We start from the raw sequence: 22165 nt of genomic DNA, 5'->3' as shown, positions 1-22165 counted from the left end.
CTGATTGCCGTATAACGAGTGCCACACGCGTGTTTGGTAATACAGGACCCACAATAAAAGCTGATGAAGACTCCTAAACGCATTGAACCCCTGATCGAAGACGGTCTGGTCGACGAAGTGCTGCGCCCACTCATGAGTGGTAAAGAAGCAGCTGTTTATGTGGTGCGCTGCGGCAACGAATTGCGTTGCGCGAAGGTTTACAAGGAGGCGAACAAACGAAGTTTTCGTCAGGCGGCCGAATACCAGGAAGGCCGAAAGGTCCGTAACAGCCGCCAGGCCCGGGCCATGGCCAAGGGCTCCAAGTTCGGCAAGAAAGAAACCGAAGATGCCTGGCAGAACGCCGAAGTGGCGGCGCTGTTCCGCCTCGCCGGTGCGGGCGTTCGCGTGCCCAAGCCGTACGACTTCCTTGAGGGCGTGCTGTTGATGGAGCTGGTGGCCGACGAGTACGGTGATGCAGCGCCGCGCCTGAATGACGTGGTGCTGGAGCCGGACCAGGCGCGCGAGTACCACGCCTTTCTGATCTCGCAGATCGTGCTGATGTTGTGCACCGGCCTGGTGCATGGTGACCTTTCCGAGTTCAACGTACTGCTTACGCCGACGGGCCCGGTGATCATCGACCTGCCCCAGGCAGTGGATGCGGCGGGCAACAACCACGCCTTCAACATGCTGGAGCGGGACGTGGGCAACATGGCTTCCTACTTTGGACGCTTTGCCCCGGAGCTGAAGAAGACCAAGTACGCCAAGGAAATGTGGGCGCTGTACGAAGCCGGCACCTTGCACCCGGCCAGTGTGTTGACCGGTGAGTTCGACGAACCGGAAGAGCTGGCGGACGTAGGCGGTGTGATCCGCGAAATCGAAGCGGCGCGGCTGGATGAAGAGCGTCGCCAGGCGATTCGCGCGGCAGACGATGCGCCACCGAGCAAAGTGCCGGATGAGCCACCGCCGCCGCCTTGGATGCAGTAACTCAAAACGGCGCGTTCCAATGTGGGAGCTGGCTTGCCTGCGATGCAGACCCCTTGGTGTATCAGTGACACCGAGGTGATGCTATCGCAGGCAAGCCAGCTCCTACATTGGGTTTTGTGTTTATCCGGTCAGGCGCAGCAGTTCCCCGCCGCCAACTCCTTGAGTATCGGGCAATCGGGCCGATGATCGCCCTGGCAGTGCTCCATCAGGTCCTGCAAGGTGTCGCGCAGTTGCCCCAACTCGCGAATCTTGTGGTTGAGCTCGTCTATGTGCTGGCGCGCCAGGGCTTTTACGTCGGCGCTGGCCCGCTGCCGGTCTTCCCACAAGGTCAGCAGCTTGCCGACCTCTTCCAATGAAAACCCCAGGTCCCGCGAGCGCTTGATAAACGTCAGGGTGTGCAGGTCGTCGTGGCCATACACACGGTAGCCGCTATCGGTGCGATGGGCCGTTTTCAGCAGGCCGATGGATTCGTAGTAGCGAATCATCTTTGCACTCAGCCCGCTGGTGCGGGCGGCTTGGCCGATGTTCATGGGCGTTGATCCTCCAGGTCCTTGGGTTTCCAGGTTTTCAACAACAGTGCATTGCTCACCACGCTGACGCTGGACAAGGCCATGGCAGCCCCAGCCAGTACCGGGTTGAGCAGGCCGAAGGCGGCCAGGGGAATGCCGATCAAGTTATACACAAAGGCCCAGAACAGATTCTGTCGAATTTTTGCATAAGTCTTGCGGCTGATCTCCAGCGCGGCCGGCACCAGGCGCGGGTCGCCGCGCATCAGGGTGATACCGGCGGCGTGCATGGCCACGTCGGTGCCGCCGCCCATGGCAATGCCGATATCGGCAGCGGCCAGCGCCGGGGCATCATTGATACCGTCGCCCACCATGGCCACCACCCCGGTTTTTTTCAGCTCGGCAACGGCGGCAGCTTTGTAGGCCGGCAGCACTTCGGCGTGCACGTCATCGATCCCCAACGCCTGCGCAACGACCCGTGCACTGCCGTGGTTATCGCCGGTAATCAGGTGGCTGCTGATGTGCTGCGCCTTGAGTTGTTGCACCGCCTCAAGTGCGCCGGGCTTGAGGGTGTCGCCAAACGCAAACAGGCCCAGCACACGCGGTTGCGCACCTTGCTCGATCAGCCAGGACAAGGTGCGGCCTTCGGCTTCCCATTCCTTGGCACGCTGAGCCAAATCGCCTGCGTCCAGACCGGTTTCCTCCAGCAGGCGTCGATTGCCAAGCGCCAGTGGGCGACCGTCCAGCGTACCGGCAATGCCGCGTCCGGTCAGGGATTGGCTGGCGCTCACATCGGCCACGTCCAGACCTTTCTCTTGGCAGGCATCCAGCACGGCCTTGGCCAGCGGATGTTCACTGCCGCGTTGCAAGGCGCCGGCCTGTTGCAATAAGAGGGATTCATCGCCGTCCACCGCCGCCAGATGCGCAATTTTTGGCGCGCCGGAGGTCAGGGTGCCGGTCTTGTCGAACACCACGGCGCTCACGGCATGGGCGCGTTCCAGGGCTTCGGCATCCTTGATCAGAATACCGTGGCGTGCTGCGACGCCGGTGCCGGCCATGATCGCGGTCGGCGTGGCCAGGCCCAGGGCACAAGGGCAGGCGATCACCAGCACGGCGACCGCATTAATGATCGCGGTTTCCAGCGATGCGCCATACAACCACCAGCCCACTACGGTGATCAGTGCCAATACCAACACGGCCGGTACGAACACCTGGCTGACTTTATCCACCAGTTTCTGGATCGGTGCCTTGGCGGCCTGGGCGTCTTCGACCAGGCGGATGATGCGCGCCAGCACGCTCTCCGCGCCCAGGGCCAGGGTGCGCACCAGCAAACGGCCTTCACCGTTGATGGCACCACCGGTGACCGGGGCGCCGGGCTGTTTCGGCACGGGCAGGCTTTCGCCGCTGATCAGCGCTTCATCGGCATGGCTTTGGCCTTCCACCACCTCACCGTCTACCGGGAAGCGTTCGCCGGGTTTGACCAGCACCAGGTCACCGTGCTTCAAGGCATTGATCGCGACGTCTTCTTCGCGGCCATCCAGCACGCGGATCGCCCGTTCCGGACGCAAGGCTTCAAGGGCGCGGATGGCGCTGGCGGTCTGGCGCTTGGCGCGGCTTTCCAGGTATTTGCCCAGCAGCACCAGAGCGATGACCACTGCTGAAGCTTCGAAGTACAGGTGCGGCGTCACGCCTGGGGCGGCGGTGAGCCATTCATAGATACTCAGGCCGTAGCCGGCGCTGGTGCCGATCGCCACCAGCAGGTCCATGTTGCCAGCGCCGGCGCGTACGGCTTTCCATGCGGCAACATAGAAGCGCGCACCGAGGATGAATTGCACCGGTGTAGCCAGGGCGAACTGTATCCAGGCCGGGAGCATCCAGTGCAGGCCGAAGGGTTCTACCAGCATCGGCAGCACCAGGGGCAGCGCCAGCACAATCCCCGCCACCAGCGCCCAGCGTTCGCGGCGCAGGCGCCCGGCCTGGTCGGCTTCGGTGGCGGTTTCGCTTTGTGGCAGGGTGGCGGTGTAGCCGGCTTTGTCGACTGCGGCGATCAACACGCTGGCATCCATCGGGCCGAGCACTTCGATATGGGCGCGTTCGTTGGCCAGGTTGACGCTCACGCGTTGCACCCCCGGCACCTTGCCCAGCGCGCGTTCGACGCGGCCGGCACAGCTGGCGCAGGTCATGCCGCCGATGGGCAAGTCAAATGTGGTGGATCCATTCATGGGGCAGTCCTCCAGAAGAAGTTGCCACTAGGATCAACCTTAACCTGTGGGGAAGGTCAAGCGTCTTCAGTATTCCAATGCGGCAGGTTTGAGGTACATGCCGTCCTGGCCCTGGGCAATACGCAATTTGCGGACATCACCGGCTTTCAACGTAATGTTCTGCGCCGCCGGCGCCAGCATCCCTGGCTGGCAGCCCGGGGACTGGCCTGGCAATAGCTTGAGGCGCAGCGACACGTTACCTGCGGGCAGATTGAACGAGGTGGCTTGTTCCTGGAACAGGCGTCCGGCCAGTTGGTCCTGAAGATACAGGCCAATTTCGCAATTGGTGGGTACTTCCAGGCGTTCGCGGGAAATGATCAGCACCGCATAATCTTCAGCGGCGAGAGCTTGGGGCGCAGCGGCAGACAAGCTCATCAGGCCGGCAAGGGCAAAAAACGACCAGCGCATGGCGAATGCTCCATGGTTCACAGCGAGGAAAGTTGAAGCTTGGCCGACGTCGCCTGCGAATACCAGCCCGGCCGATTTTTTTGAAGCTTGACCTTGCCATAATGGCAAGCTTGAGACTGGGTTCAACCTCATCAAAGGAGTCATGTCATGCAAATATTCAATGTTGAAGGAATGACCTGCGGCCATTGCGTTCGATCAGTGACCCAGGCGGTACAGAGCCAGGACCCGGCAGCGAGTGTCGAAGTAGATTTGGGCACTAAAGAAGTGCGCGTGGCAAGCAGTCTGCCCTCGGATAAGGTCGTCCAACTGATCACCGAGGAGGGCTACACCGCCAAACTGGCGTGATTTTTTCTGATCGTTAGCGACCTAACGTAATGTTCACGGCACCCAAGCGCGGCTAGACTGTCGAGCTGCCGACTCACTTGGGTGTCTGATGAACCTTCGCATAATCCTGATTCTGGGCGCCTTGAGCGCCTTCGCGCCGTTGGCGATCGACTTCTACCTGCCGGGCTTTCCGGCCATGGCCACGGCCTTTGCCACTGACGAAAAACATATCCAGTTAACCTTGGCGGTGTATTTCGCCGGCCTGGCTATCGGTCAATTGATCTACGGCCCGCTGGCTGACCGTTTCGGTCGGCGCGTGCCGCTGCTCAGCGGCGTCACCTTGTTTACCCTCGCATCCTTCGCCTGTGCCTACGCGCCGTCGCTGGAGTGGCTGATCGGCGCGCGTTTCGTGCAGGCCCTTGGCGGTTGTGCAGGCATGGTGATTTCCCGGGCGGTGGTCAGTGACAAGTGCGACGCGGTGGGCTCGGCCAAGGTGTATTCGCAACTGATGCTGGTCACCGGCCTGGCGCCGATCCTTGCGCCATTGGCGGGGGGGCTGATGGTCGGGGTGTGGGGCTGGCAATCGATTTTCCTGGCACTGTCGTTGTTCAGCGTGATGGCGGCTATCGCCGTGGCAGTCGGCTTGCCGGAAACCTTCCCGGCCGATCAACCGCGCCAGCCATTGTCTGGTTCGTTGCGCCGCTACGGCTCGCTGTTGTCGGACCGCGTGTACCTGGGCTATGCCTTGACCGGCGGCATCTCGATTGCCGGGATGTTTGCCTACATCGCCGGCTCCCCCTTCGTATTTATCAAACTCTACGGCGTGCCTGCCGAGCATTACGGCTGGCTGTTCGGTTCCAACGCCGCCGGCTTTATCCTGGTGGCGCAGTTGAATGCGCGGTTGCTGGCCAAGCGTGGCCCGGCGTTTTTGCTGTCGCGTACGGTGTGGGTCTACGTGGCGGCGGCGTTGACGCTGCTGGGGATTGCCGCGCTGCGTACTGAGGCGCTGTGGCCGTTGCTGGTGCCGCTGTTTATCTGCATCGCCAGCCTGGGCTGCATTTTGCCGAACACCTCGGCCTGTGCCATGAGCGGGCAAGGCGCACGGGCGGGCAGTGCCTCGGCGTTGCTCGGGTGTATCCAGTTCGGCGTGGCGGCGGGTGCGGCGTCGCTGGTCGGCGTGTTGCATGATGGTACGGCGATGCCGATGGCCATGGTCATCAGCTTGTGCGGTGTGCTGGCGGTAACGATTGCAATGTCGACCCAGCGCCTGCAACGGGCAAGGGCCACGCAGGCGCAGGTCTGATAGACGGGTCAGCCAGCGGCAGAGCGCTGCTGGCCGAGGGGGAAACGGTGGGGGGCCTGGATCCGCGCTTGCAGGGTGTCAACGAAGGCGCGGGCCTCGGCTTCACTGCGGAAGGTGATGGCTTCGCCGTCGAGACGAACCTGCCATTGGCTGCCTGGGGATTTTGCTGACGCTTTTATCAGGATCTTCATTGCTGACTTCCTCGCGTAAAAGACTCGTGGCAAAGGCGGCCAATATAAACCCGAATCCCCTTAAAAATATGACAAGGGTCAACTCTCAGACTAATGGTGTCGTCCATTACTTACATGAATAACGGACGACACTGACAGTCGTTTTTTCAGAACCCTTCCAGCACGATCTTGCCCTTGGCCTTGCCGCTTTCCAGCAGCGCGTGGGCACGGCGCACATTGGCTGCATTGATCACACCAAAATGCTCGCCCACCGTTGTTTTCAGGGTGCCGGCGTCGATCAGATCGGCCACGCGGTTAAGCAGGGTGTGCTGCTCGATCATGTCGGGCGTCTCGAACATCGAGCGGGTGTACATGAACTCCCAGTGCAGCGACAGGCTCTTGCGCTTGAGCTTGCTTACATCCAGCGCCTTGGGGTCGTCGATCAACGCCAGCTTGCCTTGGGGTTGCAGCGCTTCCACCAGTTGATCCAGGTGATGCTCGGTTTGGGTCAGGCTGGCGACGTGGGTCACTTGCCCAAGGCCTGCATGTTTCAGCGCTTCGCTCAGCGGCTGGCTGTGGTCGATCACTACGTGGGCGCCCAAGGCTTTGGCCCATTCCTGAGTCTCGGGGCGCGAGGCGGTACCGATGACTTTCAGCGCCGTGAGTTGGTTGGCCAGTTGGGTCAGGATCGACCCCACGCCGCCGGCAGCGCCGACGATCAGCAGGCTCTGGCCGTGATCTTCCTTGCCTTCGGGTATTTGCAAACGTTCAAACAGCAGCTCCCACGCGGTGATAGCGGTCAACGGCAGCGCGGCCGCTTCGGCAAACCCCAGGCTTTTGGGCATATGGCCGACGATGCGTTCATCGACCGTATGCAGTTCGCTGTTGCCGCCTGGGCGCACCAGGGAGCCGGCGTAGAACACCTTGTCACCGGCTTTGAACAGCGTCACATCGCTGCCGACCGCCTTGACCACACCGGCCACGTCCCAGCCCAACACCTTGGCGTCGCCATTTTCCGGGGCGACGTTGTGGCGCACCTTGGTGTCCACCGGGTTGACCGAGATGGCTTTGACTTCCACCAGCAGGTCGCGCGGGCCGGCCACGGGCTCCGGCAGCTCTATATCTTGCAGGGATTTTGGGTCGTTGATCGGCAATGACGTGTAGTAGGCAATGGCTTTCATGAGGGCTCCGGTAAAAGGTCTGAGTGATATAGCTAAGAACGGGATGGGCAGATGATTGGCTATTTCCTACGCAGATAAAAGCGGCTAAAACAGCAGTCTGTTTCAACCAAATTTTGATAATTGGCGGAGTTCCATGCTGCGTTTTGATGATTTGCAGTTGTTTGTACGTGCTGCGGACCTGGGCAGCCTGTCGGCGGCGGCACGGGTGATGGACCTGTCACCGGCAGTGGCCAGCGCCGCGCTCAAGCGTATCGAACAACAGCTGGGCACGCGTTTGCTGGCGCGCTCCACCCGCAGCCTGCGCCTGACTGCCGAAGGCGAGGGCTTCCTGGAATATGCGCGTGCGTCATTAAGTGCGCTGGACGATGGCCGGCGCTTATTGGCCAGTGGCCAGGATCATGTGAGCGGCGTGCTGCAATTGTCGGCGCCGTCGGATTTTGGTCGCAACCAGCTGTTGCCGTGGCTGGATGAGTTCCAGCAGCAACACCCGCAACTGAACGTGCGCCTGTTGCTGGGCGATCGCATTGCCGACCTGTTCCGCCAGCCAGTGGACATAGCCCTGCGCTATGGTGAACCCGAAGATTCCAGCCTGGTGGCTCTGCCCATCGCCCCGGACAATATTCGTGTGCTGTGCGCCGCGCCGAGCTACCTCGCCCGGCATGGCGAACCCCAGCATCTGGAGCAACTGGCCCAGCACAATTGCCTGCTGTACATGCTCGGCAGCCGGGTGCATGACCATTGGGGGTTTTATGACGGCAAGCGCCACGTGAGCCTGACAGTCAGTGGTGACCGGTTCAGTGATGACGCCGATGTGGTGCGGCGCTGGGCGGTGGCGGGCATGGGCATCGCTTACAAATCCTGGTTGGATATCAGCACCGACGTGCTGGCCGGGCGCTTGCGTTTGATCCTGCCGCAGCTGCAGGGCGAGCGCACACCGCTCAACTTGCTATGTGCCCATCGTGCGCAATTGAGCAAACCCATCAATCTGCTGCGGGAGATGCTCGTGTCCCGCTGTGCGACCTTGACGGCGCAACGACCGGGGCGAACGGCGACTGGGCAATAGCCTGCGTAATGATCGGAAATTTCACTCATACCCTGTCCTGATCCGAGCTGTCGGAGGCCGCGGAACCTGCTGCGTGCGCACCTATACTTTGGCGTCAACCGCAGCAGAAAAATGGTCTTACAGGGAGTGAATACATGGAAGCAGCACCTTGCATCAGTCAGATCGCCAGCTTGCTTGCCGAGCCCAAACGCACGGCCATGCTCTGGGCCCTGATGGACGGTTCGGCGAAGTCTTCAGAAGAGCTGGCAACGCTGGCCGGGTTGTCGCCGGCGTCGGCCAATGCCCATTTGGCGCGGCTGACCGGCAGCGGTTTGCTGCGGACCGAGGCCCGACGTGGCAAGCGCTTGTTTCGCGTGGCGGCTGCGGATGTGAGTGCCGCCATTGATGCGCTGGTCAGCACCACCATGGCCAGCGCGGCGCGCAGCACACCGCAAGCCTTGCCGCCGGCACTGATGGCACCGCAGTTGTTGCGCCGTGCCCGCTGGTGTCACGGCCATCTCGGCGGCGAGTTGGCGGCGCAGTTGTATCAACGGATGCTTGAGGCCGGATGGTTCGAGCGCCATGAGCAGCGTACCGAGGTTACGGTCAAGGGCGCGCAGCATTTGGCGGACCTGGGGATTTTTATCCAGGCCCTGGCAGCGCCGCTGGTGTGCGACTGTTTCGACTGGAGCCAGCAGCAACCGCATCTGGGCGGAGCATTGGGGGCGGGGTTGATGCAGCTGTTTCTGCAGGCCAACTGGATCAGCGTGATCAACGAGTCGCGTGCCTTGTCAGTCAACGAGGCAGGGCTCAGGGAGATCAGCCGGCTGGCGGCACGTTAAGCGCGTCGTTCAGAGCTGCAATCAGGTCGCATCCAGCAATAGCCAGGACAAACGATGCCGCACACTCGCCAAGGGGATTTTTCATACGGGGGGATGCGGCATGGTCAGGCAGGGTTATAGCGCAGCGCAGCGGCTGGAACGGTTGCCCATCAGCGGTTACCACCGAGTCATCTTCATCATCATTGCCTTGGCGTTTTTCTTCGACTCCATGGACTTGGCAATGATGACCTTTCTGTTGGGCTCGATCAAAACCGAGTTTGGCTTGAGCACGGCCCAGGCCGGGTTGCTGGCCAGTTCGAGTTTTTTCGGCATGGTGGTGGGTGCTTCTCTTTCTGGAATGCTCGCGGATCGCTTTGGGCGCAAACCGGTGTTTCAGTGGAGCATCGTGTTGTGGGGCGTTGCCAGTTACCTGTGCTCCACGGCGCAGACGGTGGAGGCGTTGACGTTGTTTCGGATCCTGTTGGGCATTGGCATGGGCATGGAGTTTCCTATTGCTCAGTCGATGCTGTCGGAGTTGATTCCCGCCAAACGGCGCGGGCGTTACATCGCGTTGATGGATGGTTTCTGGCCGTTGGGCTTTGTAGCCGCCGGGGTGCTGTCGTACTTTTTGCTGCCGGTGATTGGTTGGCGCGACATCTTCCTGGTGTTGGCGGTACCGGCGGTGTTTGTGTTGGCCATCCGCTTCTTTATTCCAGAGTCGCCGCGTTGGCTGGAACAGGCCGGGCGCCACGAAGCGGCGGACAAGGTATTGCTGGGTATCGAGCAGAAGGTACGCGACTCCCTGGGCCGCGCCGATTTGCCGGAGCCGATGGCCCTGCCATGGGTAGAGAGTACGCCGGGTACATTCTTTTCCGCGTTCCAGCAGCTGTGGTCGGCGCAGTACCGCCAACGCACGATGATGATCTGGAGCGTGTGGTTCTTTGCCTTGCTCGGGTTCTACGGGCTGACGTCGTGGTTGAGCGCGCTATTGCAGCAATCGGGTTTCGCCGTGACCCAGTCGGTGTATTACACGGTGATCATTTCCCTGGGCGGGATCCCCGGCTTTTTGATGGCGGCCTGGCTGGTCGAGCGCTGGGGGCGTAAACCGGTGTGCGTCGTGACGCTGCTGGGTGGCGGGGTGATGGCGTTTCTGTATGGGCAAAGTGCTGTGTTTGGCGGCAATGTGGCCCTGCTGATCACCTCCGGGTTGTTGATGCAGTTTTTCCTGTTTGGCATGTGGGCGGTGCTGTACACCTACACGCCGGAGCTATATCCCACTTCGGCGCGAGCTACAGGTTCCGGATTTGCGTCAGCAATTGGCCGCGTAGGCTCGTTGCTGGGGCCGTTGGTGACCGGGTTGGTATTTCCGATAACCGGGCAGGGCGGGGTATTTGCCTTGGGGGCGTTGTGCTTTGCCGTGGCGGCGCTGGTGGTGTGGGTGTTCGGGATGGAGACCAAGGGCAAGACGCTGGAAGAGCTCACCCAAATCTAAAGGTCAGCGCAAAACCTATGTGGGAGGGGGCTTGCTCCCGATGAGGGAGTGTCAGTAAACACATCTGTGACTGACCCACCGCCATCGGGGGCAAGCCCCCTCCCACATTTAGCCTGCATTCGTTCAATGATGGCCGGTTATGGCTTTACGAGCCGCGCATCCAGGCTGTTCTGCGCCAGGCGTTTGGCCTGGTCCTGGGTCATGCCCAGGGAGGTATGCAGCGCGTGGAAGTTCTCGGTGACATAACCGCCGAAGTAGGCCGGGTCGTCCGAGTTCACGGTAACTTTCACGCCACGTTCGAGCATGTCGAGGATGTTGTGCTGGGCCATGTCGTCGAACACGCAGAGTTTGGTGTTGGACAGCGGGCATACCGTCAGCGGGATCTGTTCGTCGATGATGCGCTGCATCAAGCGTTCATCTTCAATGGCACGCACGCCGTGGTCGATACGCTGGATTTTCAGCAGGTCGAGCGCTTCCCAGATGTACTCGGGCGGGCCTTCTTCGCCGGCGTGGGCGACGGTGAGGAAGCCTTCGTGGCGGGCACGGTCGAACACGCGCTGGAACTTGCTCGGCGGGTGACCCATTTCCGAGCTGTCCAGGCCCACGGCCACGAACGCGTCACGGAACGGCAGGGCCTGGTCGAGAGTTTTCTCGGCTTCGGCTTCGCTCAGGTGGCGCAGGAAGCTGAGGATCAAGCCGCTGGTGATGCCCAGTTGCTGCTCGCCATCTTTAAGCGCAGCGGCGATGCCGTTCAGCACGACTTCGAACGGGATGCCACGGTCGGTGTGGGTTTGCGGATCGAAGAACGGTTCGGTGTGGATCACGTTCTGGGCCTTGCAGCGCAGCAGGTAGGCCCAGGTCAGGTCGTAGAAATCCTGGGACGTGCGCAGCACATCGGCACCTTTGTAATACAGGTCGAGAAACTCTTGCAGGTTGTTGAAGGCGTAGGCCTTGCGCAGGGTGTCGACGTCGTTCCACGGCAGCGCAATCTTGTTGCGCTCGGCCAGGGCGAACAGCAACTCAGGCTCCAGCGAACCCTCCAGGTGCAGGTGCAGTTCAGCCTTGGGCAGGGCGTTGAGCCAATCGTACATAGTTAAAATCTCATCAGGTTGCAATGGCGGCATTCTACAGGCCATGGCTGAAATAATCGGCAAAACCTGACCAGCAGGAGAGTATTTGTGTCACTCACGCAAGGGTGAGCTGAACTAAGGTGTAACGAAACGTTAGCGGCTTGGCGCAGTCTGTACCCCATCAATGACTGATTCGCTGCACGAAAAGGCCCGTAATGCTCACACACTTCAAGCAAGAAAAATTCATGCTGCTGGCGCTGATTGCCGCCATTGCGGCTTATCCGCTGGAGCACTGGATGCTCCACAGCGGGCAACTGGTGGCCCTGCTGGCCGGTGCTGCGCTGATCGCGTTTATCGTAATGGCCTCAATGCGCGTAGCCCATCACGCCGAGCAGTTGGCAGAAAAGGTTGGCGACCCCTACGGCACCATGATCCTGACCCTCGCGGCCGTATTGGTGGAAGTGGTGATCCTGGCGATCATGATGAGCAACGAGCCATCGCCCACCCTGGTGCGCGATACCATTTACTCGGCGGTGATGCTGGATATCAACGGTATTCTCGGCCTGGCCGCCTTGATGGGGGGCATCAAGCATGGGGAACAGTCCTACAACGATGACTCAGCGCGCACCTACAGCGTGATGATCCTCACCGCCATGGGCGTGTCGATGGTGGTACCGGAATTTATCCCCGAGGCCGATTGGAAAATTTACTCGGCCTTCACCATTGGCGCGATGGTGGTGCTCTACACCTTGTTCCTGAGGATGCAGGTAGGCCCACACAGTTATTTCTTCAGCTACAGCTACCCGGAAAAACGCCGCAAGAAATCAACCGAAGAAGAACACACACCGCCCGTTAACCTCGCGTTCTCGATAGGCACGTTGGTGTTTGGCGTGATTGTGATTGGCGCGTTGGCCGAGGTGATGTCCAAAACCCTGGATCTGGGCCTGGAAGGCACGGGCGCGCCGCCGGTGATCACGGCGATTGTGGTGGCGGCTATCTCGGCCGCGCCAGAGATTCTGACGGCATTGCGCGCTGCATTGGCCAACCGTATGCAGTCGGTGGTGAATATCGCGTTGGGTGCTTCGTTGTCTACGGTGATCCTGACGGTGCCGGTGATGGAAGCCATGGCGCTCTATAGCGGCCAGCCGTTCCAGATGGCGATGACGCCGGTGCAGACGGTGATGGTGTTTATCACGCTGATTGTCAGCGCGATCAACCTCAACGATGGCGAGACGAATGCCATTGAAGGGATGACTCATTTTGTGTTGTTTGCGACTTTTATTATGTTGTCGCTGCTGGGGCTGTAACTGTTTTTGATGACGCCGTAGACCCAATGTGGGAGCGAGCAGGCCCCCCTCCCACATTTTGATCGGCGTCTGGCTCAGGTGCCGGCGATGAGTTGGCGAGCCGCCTGGGTGTGATCGGCGATCAAGCCTTTCAGGTCCAGGCCTTCGACTTGGCCGTCGATCACCCGCCACTGGCCGCCGATCATCACTCGATCCGCCCGGTCCGCACCGCACAACAGCAGCGCTGAAATCGGATCGTGGCTACCGGAGAAGCGCAGCTCATCAAGTTTGAACAATGCCAGGTCAGCCTGCTTGCCTACGGCCAATTCACCGATGTCCGTTCGGCCCAGCAACTGTGCCGAACCTTTGGTTGCCCAGCCCAGCACGCCTTCTGGGGTGATCTTTTCTGCGCCATAACGCAGGCGCTGAATGTACAGGGCCTGACGCGCTTCAAGGATCATGTTCGAGGCATCGTTGGACGCCGAGCCGTCCACGCCCAGCCCGATGGGCGCGCCGGCGGCAAGCAGGTCCAGGGTCGGGCAGATACCGGAAGCCAGGCGCATGTTGGAGCTTGGGCAGTGGCAGATCCCCGTACCGGCGGCACCCAGGCGTGCGATTTCATCCGGGTTGAAGTGAATGCCGTGGGCCAGCCAGGTGCGTGGGCCGAGCCAGCCGACGCTGTCGAGATAATCCACGGTACGCAGGCCGAAGCGTTGCAGGCAGAAGTCTTCTTCGTCGAGGGTTTCCGCCAAGTGGGTATGCAGGCGCACATCCAGGCGGTTGGCCAATTCGGCGCTGGCTTGCATGATCTCGGGGGTGACGGAAAACGGCGAGCACGGAGCCAGGGCAATCTGAATCTGCGCGCCGTCACCCCGCTCGTGATATTCGCGGATCAGGCGCTGGCTGTCGTCAAGAATGACCTGGCCCTGTTGCACGGTCTGCTGCGGTGGCAGGCCGCCATCGGCTTCGCCCAGGCTCATGGAGCCGCGGGTGAGCATGGCGCGCATCCCCAGTTCGCGCACGCTGGCTACCTGCACATCAATGGCGTTTTCCAAACCATCGGGGAACAGGTAGTGGTGGTCGGCCGCGGTGGTGCAGCCCGACAGCAGCAATTCAGCCAGGGCGACTTTGCTGGCCAGGGCGAGTTTTCCCGGGGTAAGCCGCGCCCATACCGGGTACAGCGTTTTCAGCCAGGGAAACAGCGGCTGGTTGACCACCGGGCCCCAGGCGCGGGTGAGGGTTTGATAGAAATGATGGTGAGTGTTGATCAGCCCGGGCAGGACCACATGTTCGCGAGCATCGAACACCTGCGTGCAGGGTTGTGCCGGTTCTTGGCCCTGGGCCAGTAATTCGGTGATCACACCGTCTTGCAGCACCAGGCCGCCACGGGCGTCGAGGCCATTGGCAGTGAAAATCGCGAGGGGGTTTTTTAACCAGATACGGGTCGCAGGCATTGGCCGGCTCCTCTGAATGATGGGTTCAGGTTTGCCAGCTCAGTGTTGCCCTGTCTGCTGATCCAGGGTCGCCGGGGAGGGCGAGGGGGCTAGATTACGTGTAGTTCATTACGGGGTCTAGCTGTAGGAGTAGGTACAGAGTGGGAGGGGGGCTTGCTCCCGATAGCGGTGGGCCAGTCCACACAGCATTGACTGACACTCAGCCATCGGGAGCAAGCCCCCTTCCACAGGTTGATCGGTGTATTTACCAGGCGATGGTGTCGCCCTTGTAGTCCACGAAGTGATGGCCGCCCTTGCCGGTGTAGGCATTTACTTGATCCACCAGGCCGCGCACGCTGGTGTCGACGTCGATATGTGCGTTCTCTCCGCCCATGTCGGTTTTCACCCAGCCCGGATGCAGCGACAGAACCGTCGGCTTGTGGTCGCCCAACTGGGTGATAAAGCTGTTGGTCATTGAGTTGAGGGCAGCCTTGCTGGCCTTGTACAGCGCCAGGTCCGAACCGTCGGGAATGGTCACGCTGCCCAGCACCGAACTCATGAACGCCAGCACGCCGGTGTCTTTGCGGATCTGCCCGACAAAGCGCTGGGCCAGGTTGATCGGCGCCACGGCGTTGGTGAAAAACAGCTGGCCGACCTCTGCGAGGGTGGCGTGGCCTGGCTCCTGGTTCGCCGGGCCCTTGACGCCAGCGTTGACGAACAGCAGGTCGAAGGTGCGGTCTTTCAAGCGTTGGGCCAGGGCGATCACGGCTTGCTGATCGTCCATATCCAATTTCTCGATCTGCACCGGGCCCACAGCTTTGAGGGCATCGGCCTTGTGCGGATCACGCACGGTGGCGGTGACGTCCCAGCCATCCTGGAGCAGTTGCTTGACCAGGCCAAGGCCCAGCCCGCGCGAGGCGCCGATGATCAGTGCGGTTTTTGGCGTAGACATGAAGGCTTCCTTTGAAGTCGCGGTTCAGGGAGTTCAGCGCCTAACAGTAGCAGTTTCAGCGTTGCAGCAGGATGCGCCCACGGCTCAGGTCGGCGAGCTGGGTTTGCAGGGTGTCGATGTGTGCCCCTGCCAGTGCAAGGTGTAGCTCCACGCCGTTGGCGGTGAAGGTTTCTTCCAGCACTAAACCGCCGAGTTCGGCGACGCGCAGCTTCACCAGGTTCAGCTCGGAGAACCCACAGGCGCAGCTCAGGGGCACACGGCTGATCAGTTCGATACGCTCGGCATTTTGCAGGCATTTGTTTGCGCCACCACCGTAGGCGCGGGCGAGTCCGCCCGTCCCCAATTGAATGCCGCCGTACCAGCGGATCACCAGCACCGCGACCTGATCGAACCCCTGGGCCTCGATAGCCGCGAGGATCGGTCGCCCGGCGGTGCCACCGGGTTCGCCGTCGTCGTTGCTGCGGTATTGATCGCCCAGCTTCCAGGCCCAGCAGTTGTGCGTGGCGTTCAGGTCGCTGTGCTGCTCGAAAAACGCCTGGGCGTCCTGCGGGCTGGTGATCGGCACCGCCAAGGTGATAAAGCGGCTTTTGCGTATTTCTTCACGAAATTCGCAAAAGCCTGTCAGCGTAAAAGACATAACTCGCTTCGTTTTTTATAGGGCCGGCTTGATGCCGCAGCCTTTGAGAATGATATGGATCAGGTTGGTGCCGGCGTCTTCCATGTCCTGCTTGGTCAACTTGGTGCGACCGGTGACTCGGCAGATCTGGGTGGCGAAGTCGGCGTAGTGCTGGGTGCTGCCCCACAGCAGGAAGATCAAGTGCACGGGATCGACGGGGTCCATTTTGCCGGCGTCGATCCACGCCTGGAACACCGCGGCTCGGCCACTGAACCAGGCGCGATAGTCCTGACCGAAATATTCGGTGAGGCATTCGCCGCCGCTGATGATCTCCATGGCGAAGATCCGCGAGGCTTGTGGTTGGCGCCGCGAGAACTCCATCTTGGTGCGGATGTAGCGCGCAAGCGCCACGGCCGGGTCATCCTCGGCGGTCAGCGCGTTGAAGGTGCTGTCCCATAATTCGAGGATATTGCTGAGCACCGCGATATACAGGCCCAGCTTGTTGGTGAAGTAGTAGTGCAAGTTGGCCTTGGGCAGCCCGGCACTGGCAGCGATGGTGTTCATGCTGGTGCCTTTGTAGCCATGGCGGGCGAATTCATCTTCAGCAGCCTGGAGAATAGCTTGTTCGTTCTTTTGCCGAATGCGGCTGGCGGGTTTACCGGCGTGGTTGCTGTGGGCAGGAACTTCGAGGCTCATGGAGGTTTCCGTGCTGATCGATAAAGGCGACGTGTGCACAGATAACCCACCCTCAAGCCTCAGACAAGTCCCGATGCAATAAAACCGTCAAAGCGGCTCCAGGCTTTCGCTTTGCGCTGTTGGGTTTGTAGCGCATGTACTCACCTTGGCTTCCGGCAGCAACAGGCACAATACGATGGCGGTGAGGCCGCCGCTGGTGATGGCCGAGTCGAACAGGTTCTGTACCAGTGTCGGCATCAGGTGCAGCAAGTTGGGTTGAGCGGCGATACCCAGGCCGACGCCAAACGAGGTGGCAATGATCAACATGCTGCGTCGATCCAGCGGCGCCTGGGCGAGGATACGCACGCCGGCGGCGGCCACGCTGCCGAACATCACCAGGGTCGCGCCGCCCAGCACCGGCTTGGGGATTTGCTGCAGTACGGCGCCGATCAATGGAAACAGGCCCAGACAGAACAGCAGCACACCGATATACAAACCGACGTAACGGCTGGCCACGCCGGTGAGCTGGATCACGCCATTGTTCTGGGCAAAGGTGGTGTTGGGGAACGCGCTGAAGGTGGCGGCAATCATGCAGCTCACGCCATCGCCCAGCACGCCGCCCTTGAGCCGGCTTATATAAGATGCACCGCTGATGGGTTGGCGGGCGATCATGCAATTGGCCGTGAGGTCGCCGACGGTTTCGATGCTGCTGATCAGATAAATCAGCGCAATCGGCAGGAAAGCGCTCCAGTCAAAGTTGAAACCAAATCGGAACGGCATCGGCAGGCTGATCAAGGGCAAGTCGGGCAGGGCTTGGGGCACCAGTTTACCGCTGAACCACGCCGCGAGGCTCCCCAGGGCCAGGCCGATGATAATGGCGCTCAAGCGTACCCACGGGGTATTGGAGCGGTTAAGCAGGATGATTGTCAGTACCACGAACAGGCCGAGTGCCAGGTTCGCAGGGGCGCCGAAGTCTGGCGCATTAAAACCGCCGCCGAGGTCGGTAATCCCCACTTTGATCAGGCTGATGCCGATCAACGTGATGACGATCCCCGTTACAAGGGGGGTGATGACACGACGCAGTTGGCCGATGAAGCGGCTCAACACGATCTGTACCGCCGCGCCGAAGAAGCACACGCCGAAGATCATCGCCAGAATGTCTTCCGGGCTGCCGCCGCGTTGCTTGACTAGAAAGCCTGCCGCCAACACCGCGCCGAGAAACGCAAAGCTAGTGCCTTGCAGGCAGATCATACCGGCGCCGATACCATACGGCCTGCGTGCCTGGATGAACGTGCCTACGCCGGACACCATCAGCGCCATGCTGATCAGATAGGGCAGGTGGGCGGTGAGGCCGAGCGTGGAGCCGATGATCAGCGGCGGAGTAATGATGCCGACGAACGCCGCCAGCACATGTTGTAGTGCTGCCAATAGAGCCGGCAGTGGTTTGGGGCGGTCGTTGAGGCCGTAGATCAGGTCGCTGGGGCTGGCAGATTCTGGTGGCATGGCGGGTAGACTCGAGGCGGACGGTTCAAGGTCCTTGTGCCTTGCAAAAAGCTGTCCATGTGCTCAGCTTTTTGCGTGAGGCCCGAGTTAGCGCGTCGCGGCCAGGCTTTCAAGGAAACTTTCCAGCACCAAATGAGGGCGCCGGCCTTTGCGCGTGACCGATGCCAGGCTCAAATCGTAAAAACGTGTAGCCGGTTTCAGCGCGCGCAGTCGGCCTTGTTGCACCCACAGGCTGGCGTAGTGATCGGGCAAGTAGCCGATATAGCGGCCAGTGAGGATCAGGAACGCCATGCCTTCACGGTCCGAAGCGCTGGCCGTGCAGTTGAGCGCCTGGTAGTGGGCCTGGATCTCTGCGGGGAGGCGAAAGGTAGGGGCGATGGCGTCCTGGCTATCGATGCGCTCGTCATCGAGTTGTTTGTTGTCGGCGTAAAAGAGCGGGTGCCCGACCGCGCAATAAAGCAGTGAGCGCTCGCTGTACAGCGGTTGGTATTCCAGACCCGACAGGGCGCTGGCCTGGGGCACCACGCCGACATGCAGACGGCCATCAAGTACACCTTGTTCTACTTCATTGGGGGCGATCATGCGGATCTGGATCTGCACGTCCGGGCCGCGTTCCTTCAACTGCGCCAGTGCGTGGGTGATGCGCATATGCGGCAGGGTGACGAGGTTGTCGGTGAGGCCGATGATCAACTCGCCGCGCAAATGCTGGTGCAGGCCGTTGACCTCGGTGCGAAAGCTTTCCAGGGCGCTCAACAATTGCAGGGCTGACTGATAAACCTCGCGGCCTTCCTCCGTCAGGGAAAAACCGGCGCGGCCGCGTTGGCAAAGTCTGAGGCCGAGCCGCTGCTCCAGGTCGCTCATCTGCTGGCTGATGGCCGAGCGGCCGATGCCGAGCACGGTCTCTGCCGCCGAGAAGCCGCCGCATTCCACCACGCTGCGAAAGATGCGCAGCAAGCGAATGTCGAAGTCGCTGACTTGGGCCAAAGGGTCGGGACGACGGCTGCTCATAGTTTAGTGAAGTCCTGACTGAAGGTTAGAAGAGTTGGATTTCACCGACTTTATCCCCGTGGCAATTTAGCTGCAACAACGCTTTTTCAATCCCGACGCTGCCTGTTGCCCTGCGAGGTTTTGCTGATGAACATGCCCGAAAACGCCCCATCGACCCTGGCCAGCCAACTCAAGCTGGATGCGCACTGGATGCCCTACACCGCCAACCGCAACTTTCAGCGCGACCCGCGCCTGATCGTGGCCGCCGAGGGTAGCTGGTTGACCGATGACAAGGGGCGCAAGGTTTATGATTCGTTGTCGGGCCTGTGGACCTGTGGCGCCGGGCATACGCGCAAGGAAATCCAGGAAGCGGTCGCTAAGCAATTGGGCACCTTGGACTACTCTCCGGGCTTCCAATACGGTCATCCGTTGTCCTTCCAGTTAGCGGAAAAGATCACCGACCTGACCCCAGGCAACCTGAATCATGTGTTTTTCACCGATTCGGGCTCTGAATGTGCCGATACGGCGGTGAAGATGGTGCGGGCTTACTGGCGCCTCAAAGGCCAGGCCACCAAGACCAAGATGATTGGTCGCGCCCGTGGTTACCACGGCGTGAACATCGCCGGTACCAGCCTGGGCGGTGTGAACGGTAACCGTAAGCTGTTTGGCCAGGCGATGATGGATGTCGACCACCTGCCTCACACCTTGCTGACCAGCAACGCCTTCTCCCGGGGCATGCCGGAGCAGGGCGGTATTGCCTTGGCCGATGAGTTGCTCAAGCTGATCGAGTTGCATGACGCGTCGAACATCGCAGCCGTGTTTGTCGAGCCGATGGCCGGTTCAGCTGGCGTATTGGTGCCACCGCAGGGTTATCTCAAGCGCCTGCGCGAAATTTGCGACCAGCATAATATCCTTTTGGTGTTCGACGAGGTGATCACAGGCTTCGGCCGTACCGGCTCAATGTTCGGTGCCGACAGTTTTGGCGTGACCCCAGACCTGATGTGTATCGCCAAGCAGGTCACCAATGGCGCTATTCCGATGGGCGCGGTGATCGCCAGCAGCGAGATCTACCAGACCTTCATGAACCAGGCGACGCCGGAATACGCCGTGGAATTCCCCCACGGCTACACCTACTCGGCGCACCCGGTGGCTTGCGCGGCGGGCTTGGCGGCATTGGACCTGTTGCAGAAAGAAAACCTGGTGCAGAGCGTAGCCGAAGTCGCACCGCACTTTGAGAATGCGCTGCACGGTTTGAAGGGCAGCAAGAATGTGATCGACATTCGCAACTACGGCCTGGCCGGTGCTATCCAGATTGCCCCGCGTGATGGGGATGCCATCGTGCGTCCATTCGAGGCCGGCATGGCATTGTGGAAGGCCGGTTTCTATGTGCGTTTTGGCGGCGACACCCTGCAGTTCGGGCCAACCTTCAACAGCAAGCCGCAGGACCTGGACCGTCTGTTTGACGCGGTCGGCGACGTGCTGAACAAGATCGACTGATTTCTCCTTCTATATAGAACAATTTTTCAGGAGCCCTGCATGAGCCTTATCCAGCATTTGATCAACGGTGAGCTGGTCAACGACAGCGGTCGTAGTGCCGACGTCTATAACCCGTCTACCGGCCAGGTGATTCACCAGGTGCCGTTGGCCAGCCGTGAAACCATTCAACAGGCGATTGACTCAGCCAAGGCGGCGTTTCCGGCCTGGCGCAATACGCCTCCGGCCAAGCGTGCCCAGGTGATGTTCCGTTTCAAGCAGTTGCTGGAGCAAAACGAAGCACGTATCTCGCAGTTGATCAGTGAGGAGCATGGCAAGACCCTGGAAGACGCGGCGGGTGAACTCAAGCGTGGGATCGAGAACGTGGAGTACGCGTGCTCGGCACCGGAGATTCTCAAGGGCGAATACAGCCGCAACGTGGGGCCGAACATTGATGCCTGGTCGGACTTCCAGCCGCTAGGCGTGGTGGCGGGTATCACCCCGTTCAACTTCCCGGCGATGGTGCCGTTGTGGATGTACCCGCTGGCGATTGTGTGCGGTAACTGTTTCATCCTCAAACCTTCGGAGCGTGATCCGAGTTCTACGTTGTTGATCGCGCAACTGTTGCAGGAGGCTGGGCTGCCTAAAGGCGTACTGAGTGTGGTGCACGGCGACAAAGGCGCGGTGGACGCATTGATTCAAGCGCCGGAAGTTAAAGCCTTGAGCTTTGTAGGCTCGACGCCGATTGCCGAATACATCTATAGCGAAGCGACCAAGCGCGGCAAGCGTGTGCAAGCGTTGGGCGGGGCGAAGAACCATGCGGTGCTGATGCCGGATGCAGACCTGGACAACGCCGTGAGTGCCTTGATGGGCGCGGCTTATGGTTCTTGCGGCGAGCGTTGCATGGCGATTTCGGTGGCGGTGTGCGTGGGCGACCAGGTGGCGGACGCGTTGATCGCTAAGCTGGTGCCGCAGGTCAAGGCGTTGAAGATCGGCGCGGGCACCTCCTGTGGCCTGGATATGGGCCCGTTGGTGACGGGGCAGGCACGAGATAAGGTCAGTGGCTATATAGAAGAGGGTGTTTCGGCGGGTGCAGAGCTGGTCGTTGATGGTCGCGGCTTGAGCATTGCCGGGCATGAACAAGGATTTTTCCTTGGCGGCAGTCTGTTCGACCGCGTTACCCCCGAGATGCGGATCTATAAAGAAGAGATCTTTGGGCCAGTGTTGTGCGTGGTCCGGGTGGATAGCCTGGAAGCGGCGATGCAACTGATCAACGATCATGAATACGGCAACGGTACCTGCATCTTCACGCGTGACGGTGAAGCAGCGCGGCTGTTCTGTGATGAGATTGAGGTCGGCATGGTAGGGGTTAACGTACCGTTGCCGGTGCCGGTTGCATATCACAGCTTCGGTGGCTGGAAGCGCTCTCTGTTTGGCGACTTGCACGCCTATGGGCCGGACGGGGTGCGTTTCTATACCCGTCGCAAGGCGATCACTCAGCGTTGGCCGCAACGGGCCAGTCATGAAGCGTCGCAGTTCGCCTTCCCTAGTCTGTAAGACTCGATAAGCGAAAGCCGGCCCCCTTGGGGCCGGCTTTCGCGTTTCTAAGGCATTTTCGACCGATATGACAGAAATGTGAAAAAGAAGGTTGACGGCAGATTCTGGAAGCCTATAATTCGCCCCACTTCCGGCGCAGTCG

General features: G+C 60.6%; 21 protein-coding genes. 9 read left to right on the top strand and 12 right to left on the bottom strand.

Annotation, left to right across the window (positions count from 1 at the left end; translation table 11 throughout):
* The first annotated feature begins 63 nt into the window (after positions 1 to 63).
* Positions 64 to 963 carry a PA4780 family RIO1-like protein kinase gene (locus E4P00_RS02350; RefSeq protein ID WP_005784460.1) on the top strand — a complete coding sequence of 300 codons (900 nt, stop codon included), beginning with the start codon at positions 64 to 66 and terminating at the stop codon, positions 961 to 963.
* 128 nt (positions 964 to 1091) lie between these two features.
* Here E4P00_RS02350 and cueR read toward each other — a convergent pair whose 3' ends face one another.
* From cueR to E4P00_RS02335, 3 genes are all read right to left on the bottom strand, one after another.
* The gene (gene cueR / locus E4P00_RS02345; protein ID WP_003188242.1) at positions 1092 to 1493 is read right to left on the bottom strand and encodes a Cu(I)-responsive transcriptional regulator; all 402 of its coding nucleotides are present in this window, start codon (positions 1491 to 1493) and stop codon (positions 1092 to 1094) included.
* A complete protein-coding gene (locus E4P00_RS02340; protein ID WP_248130598.1) occupies positions 1490 to 3691 on the bottom strand; it encodes a heavy metal translocating P-type ATPase in 2202 nt (733 codons plus the stop codon). Before E4P00_RS02340 ends, cueR begins: the two co-directional genes overlap by 4 nt.
* A gap of 66 nt (positions 3692 to 3757) precedes the next feature.
* Entirely contained in the window at positions 3758 to 4138 is a 381-nt protein-coding gene (locus tag E4P00_RS02335) for a hypothetical protein (protein ID WP_032878074.1), read from the bottom strand.
* Positions 4139 to 4285: 147 nt separating this feature from the next.
* Here E4P00_RS02335 and E4P00_RS02330 point away from each other — a divergent pair, with 147 nt between their 5' ends.
* Positions 4286 to 4483, top strand: coding sequence for a cation transporter (locus E4P00_RS02330; protein ID WP_216090693.1), 198 nt, complete (start codon positions 4286 to 4288; stop codon positions 4481 to 4483).
* Positions 4484 to 4571: 88 nt separating this feature from the next.
* The gene (locus tag E4P00_RS02325; RefSeq protein WP_032878072.1) at positions 4572 to 5765 is read left to right on the top strand and encodes a multidrug effflux MFS transporter; all 1194 of its coding nucleotides are present in this window, start codon (positions 4572 to 4574) and stop codon (positions 5763 to 5765) included.
* A gap of 8 nt (positions 5766 to 5773) precedes the next feature.
* On the opposite strand, the gene E4P00_RS02320 is transcribed toward E4P00_RS02325, so the two are convergent.
* Positions 5774 to 5956 (bottom strand): hypothetical protein, encoded by a 183-nt coding sequence (locus E4P00_RS02320; protein WP_216090694.1) that lies wholly within the window; start codon positions 5954 to 5956, stop codon positions 5774 to 5776.
* Between the two features lie 146 nt (positions 5957 to 6102).
* Positions 6103 to 7116, bottom strand: coding sequence for a zinc-binding alcohol dehydrogenase family protein (locus tag E4P00_RS02315; RefSeq protein ID WP_248130597.1), 1014 nt, complete (start codon positions 7114 to 7116; stop codon positions 6103 to 6105).
* Between the two features lie 133 nt (positions 7117 to 7249).
* On the opposite strand from E4P00_RS02315, the gene E4P00_RS02310 reads away from it, so the two are divergent.
* The 3 genes from E4P00_RS02310 to E4P00_RS02300 all read left to right on the top strand — a co-directional run bounded on the left by E4P00_RS02310 (position 7250) and on the right by E4P00_RS02300 (position 10471).
* Positions 7250 to 8179, top strand: a complete 930-nt coding sequence (locus tag E4P00_RS02310) for a LysR family transcriptional regulator (RefSeq protein WP_032878069.1) — start codon at positions 7250 to 7252, stop codon at positions 8177 to 8179.
* Positions 8180 to 8313: 134 nt separating this feature from the next.
* A complete protein-coding gene (locus E4P00_RS02305; RefSeq protein ID WP_248130596.1) occupies positions 8314 to 9000 on the top strand; it encodes a helix-turn-helix transcriptional regulator in 687 nt (228 codons plus the stop codon).
* 100 nt (positions 9001 to 9100) lie between these two features.
* Complete coding sequence (locus E4P00_RS02300) at positions 9101 to 10471, top strand: MFS transporter (RefSeq protein WP_032878067.1); 1371 nt, start codon at positions 9101 to 9103, stop codon at positions 10469 to 10471.
* Positions 10472 to 10608: 137 nt separating this feature from the next.
* On the opposite strand, the gene E4P00_RS02295 is transcribed toward E4P00_RS02300, so the two are convergent.
* Positions 10609 to 11562 (bottom strand): adenosine deaminase, encoded by a 954-nt coding sequence (locus E4P00_RS02295; RefSeq protein WP_005784479.1) that lies wholly within the window; start codon positions 11560 to 11562, stop codon positions 10609 to 10611.
* A 194-nt stretch (positions 11563 to 11756) separates the two neighbouring features.
* On the opposite strand from E4P00_RS02295, the gene E4P00_RS02290 reads away from it, so the two are divergent.
* Positions 11757 to 12848, top strand: a complete 1092-nt coding sequence (locus E4P00_RS02290; RefSeq protein ID WP_216090695.1) for a calcium:proton antiporter — start codon at positions 11757 to 11759, stop codon at positions 12846 to 12848.
* Between the two features lie 74 nt (positions 12849 to 12922).
* Here E4P00_RS02290 and E4P00_RS02285 read toward each other — a convergent pair whose 3' ends face one another.
* From E4P00_RS02285 to E4P00_RS02260, 6 genes are all read right to left on the bottom strand, one after another.
* Complete coding sequence (locus E4P00_RS02285) at positions 12923 to 14281, bottom strand: 8-oxoguanine deaminase (RefSeq protein ID WP_216090696.1); 1359 nt, start codon at positions 14279 to 14281, stop codon at positions 12923 to 12925.
* A gap of 244 nt (positions 14282 to 14525) precedes the next feature.
* The gene (locus E4P00_RS02280; protein ID WP_005784485.1) at positions 14526 to 15212 is read right to left on the bottom strand and encodes an SDR family oxidoreductase; all 687 of its coding nucleotides are present in this window, start codon (positions 15210 to 15212) and stop codon (positions 14526 to 14528) included.
* Positions 15213 to 15267: 55 nt separating this feature from the next.
* Entirely contained in the window at positions 15268 to 15849 is a 582-nt protein-coding gene (locus E4P00_RS02275) for a YigZ family protein (RefSeq protein WP_032878063.1), read from the bottom strand.
* A 15-nt stretch (positions 15850 to 15864) separates the two neighbouring features.
* On the bottom strand, positions 15865 to 16524 hold the full coding sequence (locus E4P00_RS02270; protein WP_005784489.1) for a TetR/AcrR family transcriptional regulator: 660 nt from the start codon (positions 16522 to 16524) through the stop codon (positions 15865 to 15867).
* An 87-nt stretch (positions 16525 to 16611) separates the two neighbouring features.
* On the bottom strand, positions 16612 to 18006 hold the full coding sequence (locus tag E4P00_RS02265) for a nucleobase:cation symporter-2 family protein (RefSeq protein ID WP_228309307.1): 1395 nt from the start codon (positions 18004 to 18006) through the stop codon (positions 16612 to 16614).
* 87 nt (positions 18007 to 18093) lie between these two features.
* Complete coding sequence (locus E4P00_RS02260; RefSeq protein ID WP_003188270.1) at positions 18094 to 19014, bottom strand: LysR family transcriptional regulator; 921 nt, start codon at positions 19012 to 19014, stop codon at positions 18094 to 18096.
* A gap of 126 nt (positions 19015 to 19140) precedes the next feature.
* Between E4P00_RS02260 and E4P00_RS02255 the strand changes: the two genes are divergently transcribed.
* A complete protein-coding gene (locus E4P00_RS02255) occupies positions 19141 to 20490 on the top strand; it encodes an aspartate aminotransferase family protein (RefSeq protein ID WP_248130595.1) in 1350 nt (449 codons plus the stop codon).
* A 39-nt stretch (positions 20491 to 20529) separates the two neighbouring features.
* Positions 20530 to 22023 (top strand): CoA-acylating methylmalonate-semialdehyde dehydrogenase, encoded by a 1494-nt coding sequence (locus E4P00_RS02250; RefSeq protein WP_032878059.1) that lies wholly within the window; start codon positions 20530 to 20532, stop codon positions 22021 to 22023.
* Positions 22024 to 22165: the final 142 nt, after the last annotated feature.

The organism is Pseudomonas sp. B329, assembly GCF_023127835.1.
Lineage (GTDB): Bacteria > Pseudomonadota > Gammaproteobacteria > Pseudomonadales > Pseudomonadaceae > Aquipseudomonas > Aquipseudomonas synxantha_A.
Note: the sequence above shows the minus strand (reverse complement) of the source record. Positions and strands in the feature narration are given on the sequence as shown.

Bases quoted from the DNA above. Each gene is read 5' to 3' on its own strand.
- E4P00_RS02295 (WP_005784479.1), bottom strand. From the start codon at position 11,562: ATGTACGATTGGCTCAACGCCCTGCCCAAGGCTGAACTGCACCTGCAC.
- E4P00_RS02260 (WP_003188270.1), bottom strand. From the start codon at position 19,014: ATGAGCAGCCGTCGTCCCGACCCTTTGGCCCAAGTCAGCGACTTCGAC.
- E4P00_RS02300 (WP_032878067.1), top strand. From the start codon at position 9,101: ATGGTCAGGCAGGGTTATAGCGCAGCGCAGCGGCTGGAACGGTTGCCC.
- E4P00_RS02315 (WP_248130597.1), bottom strand. From the start codon at position 7,116: ATGAAAGCCATTGCCTACTACACGTCATTGCCGATCAACGACCCAAAA.
- E4P00_RS02250 (WP_032878059.1), top strand. From the start codon at position 20,530: ATGAGCCTTATCCAGCATTTGATCAACGGTGAGCTGGTCAACGACAGC.
- E4P00_RS02350 (WP_005784460.1), top strand. From the start codon at position 64: ATGAAGACTCCTAAACGCATTGAACCCCTGATCGAAGACGGTCTGGTC.
- E4P00_RS02255 (WP_248130595.1), top strand. From the start codon at position 19,141: ATGAACATGCCCGAAAACGCCCCATCGACCCTGGCCAGCCAACTCAAG.
- E4P00_RS02280 (WP_005784485.1), bottom strand. From the start codon at position 15,212: ATGTCTACGCCAAAAACCGCACTGATCATCGGCGCCTCGCGCGGGCTG.
- E4P00_RS02270 (WP_005784489.1), bottom strand. From the start codon at position 16,524: ATGAGCCTCGAAGTTCCTGCCCACAGCAACCACGCCGGTAAACCCGCC.
- E4P00_RS02285 (WP_216090696.1), bottom strand. From the start codon at position 14,281: ATGCCTGCGACCCGTATCTGGTTAAAAAACCCCCTCGCGATTTTCACT.
- E4P00_RS02305 (WP_248130596.1), top strand. From the start codon at position 8,314: ATGGAAGCAGCACCTTGCATCAGTCAGATCGCCAGCTTGCTTGCCGAG.
- cueR (WP_003188242.1), bottom strand. From the start codon at position 1,493: ATGAACATCGGCCAAGCCGCCCGCACCAGCGGGCTGAGTGCAAAGATG.
- E4P00_RS02275 (WP_032878063.1), bottom strand. From the start codon at position 15,849: ATGTCTTTTACGCTGACAGGCTTTTGCGAATTTCGTGAAGAAATACGC.
- E4P00_RS02265 (WP_228309307.1), bottom strand. From the start codon at position 18,006: ATGCCACCAGAATCTGCCAGCCCCAGCGACCTGATCTACGGCCTCAAC.
- E4P00_RS02290 (WP_216090695.1), top strand. From the start codon at position 11,757: ATGCTCACACACTTCAAGCAAGAAAAATTCATGCTGCTGGCGCTGATT.
- E4P00_RS02325 (WP_032878072.1), top strand. From the start codon at position 4,572: ATGAACCTTCGCATAATCCTGATTCTGGGCGCCTTGAGCGCCTTCGCG.
- E4P00_RS02340 (WP_248130598.1), bottom strand. From the start codon at position 3,691: ATGAATGGATCCACCACATTTGACTTGCCCATCGGCGGCATGACCTGC.
- E4P00_RS02335 (WP_032878074.1), bottom strand. From the start codon at position 4,138: ATGCGCTGGTCGTTTTTTGCCCTTGCCGGCCTGATGAGCTTGTCTGCC.
- E4P00_RS02320 (WP_216090694.1), bottom strand. From the start codon at position 5,956: ATGAAGATCCTGATAAAAGCGTCAGCAAAATCCCCAGGCAGCCAATGG.
- E4P00_RS02310 (WP_032878069.1), top strand. From the start codon at position 7,250: ATGCTGCGTTTTGATGATTTGCAGTTGTTTGTACGTGCTGCGGACCTG.
- E4P00_RS02330 (WP_216090693.1), top strand. From the start codon at position 4,286: ATGCAAATATTCAATGTTGAAGGAATGACCTGCGGCCATTGCGTTCGA.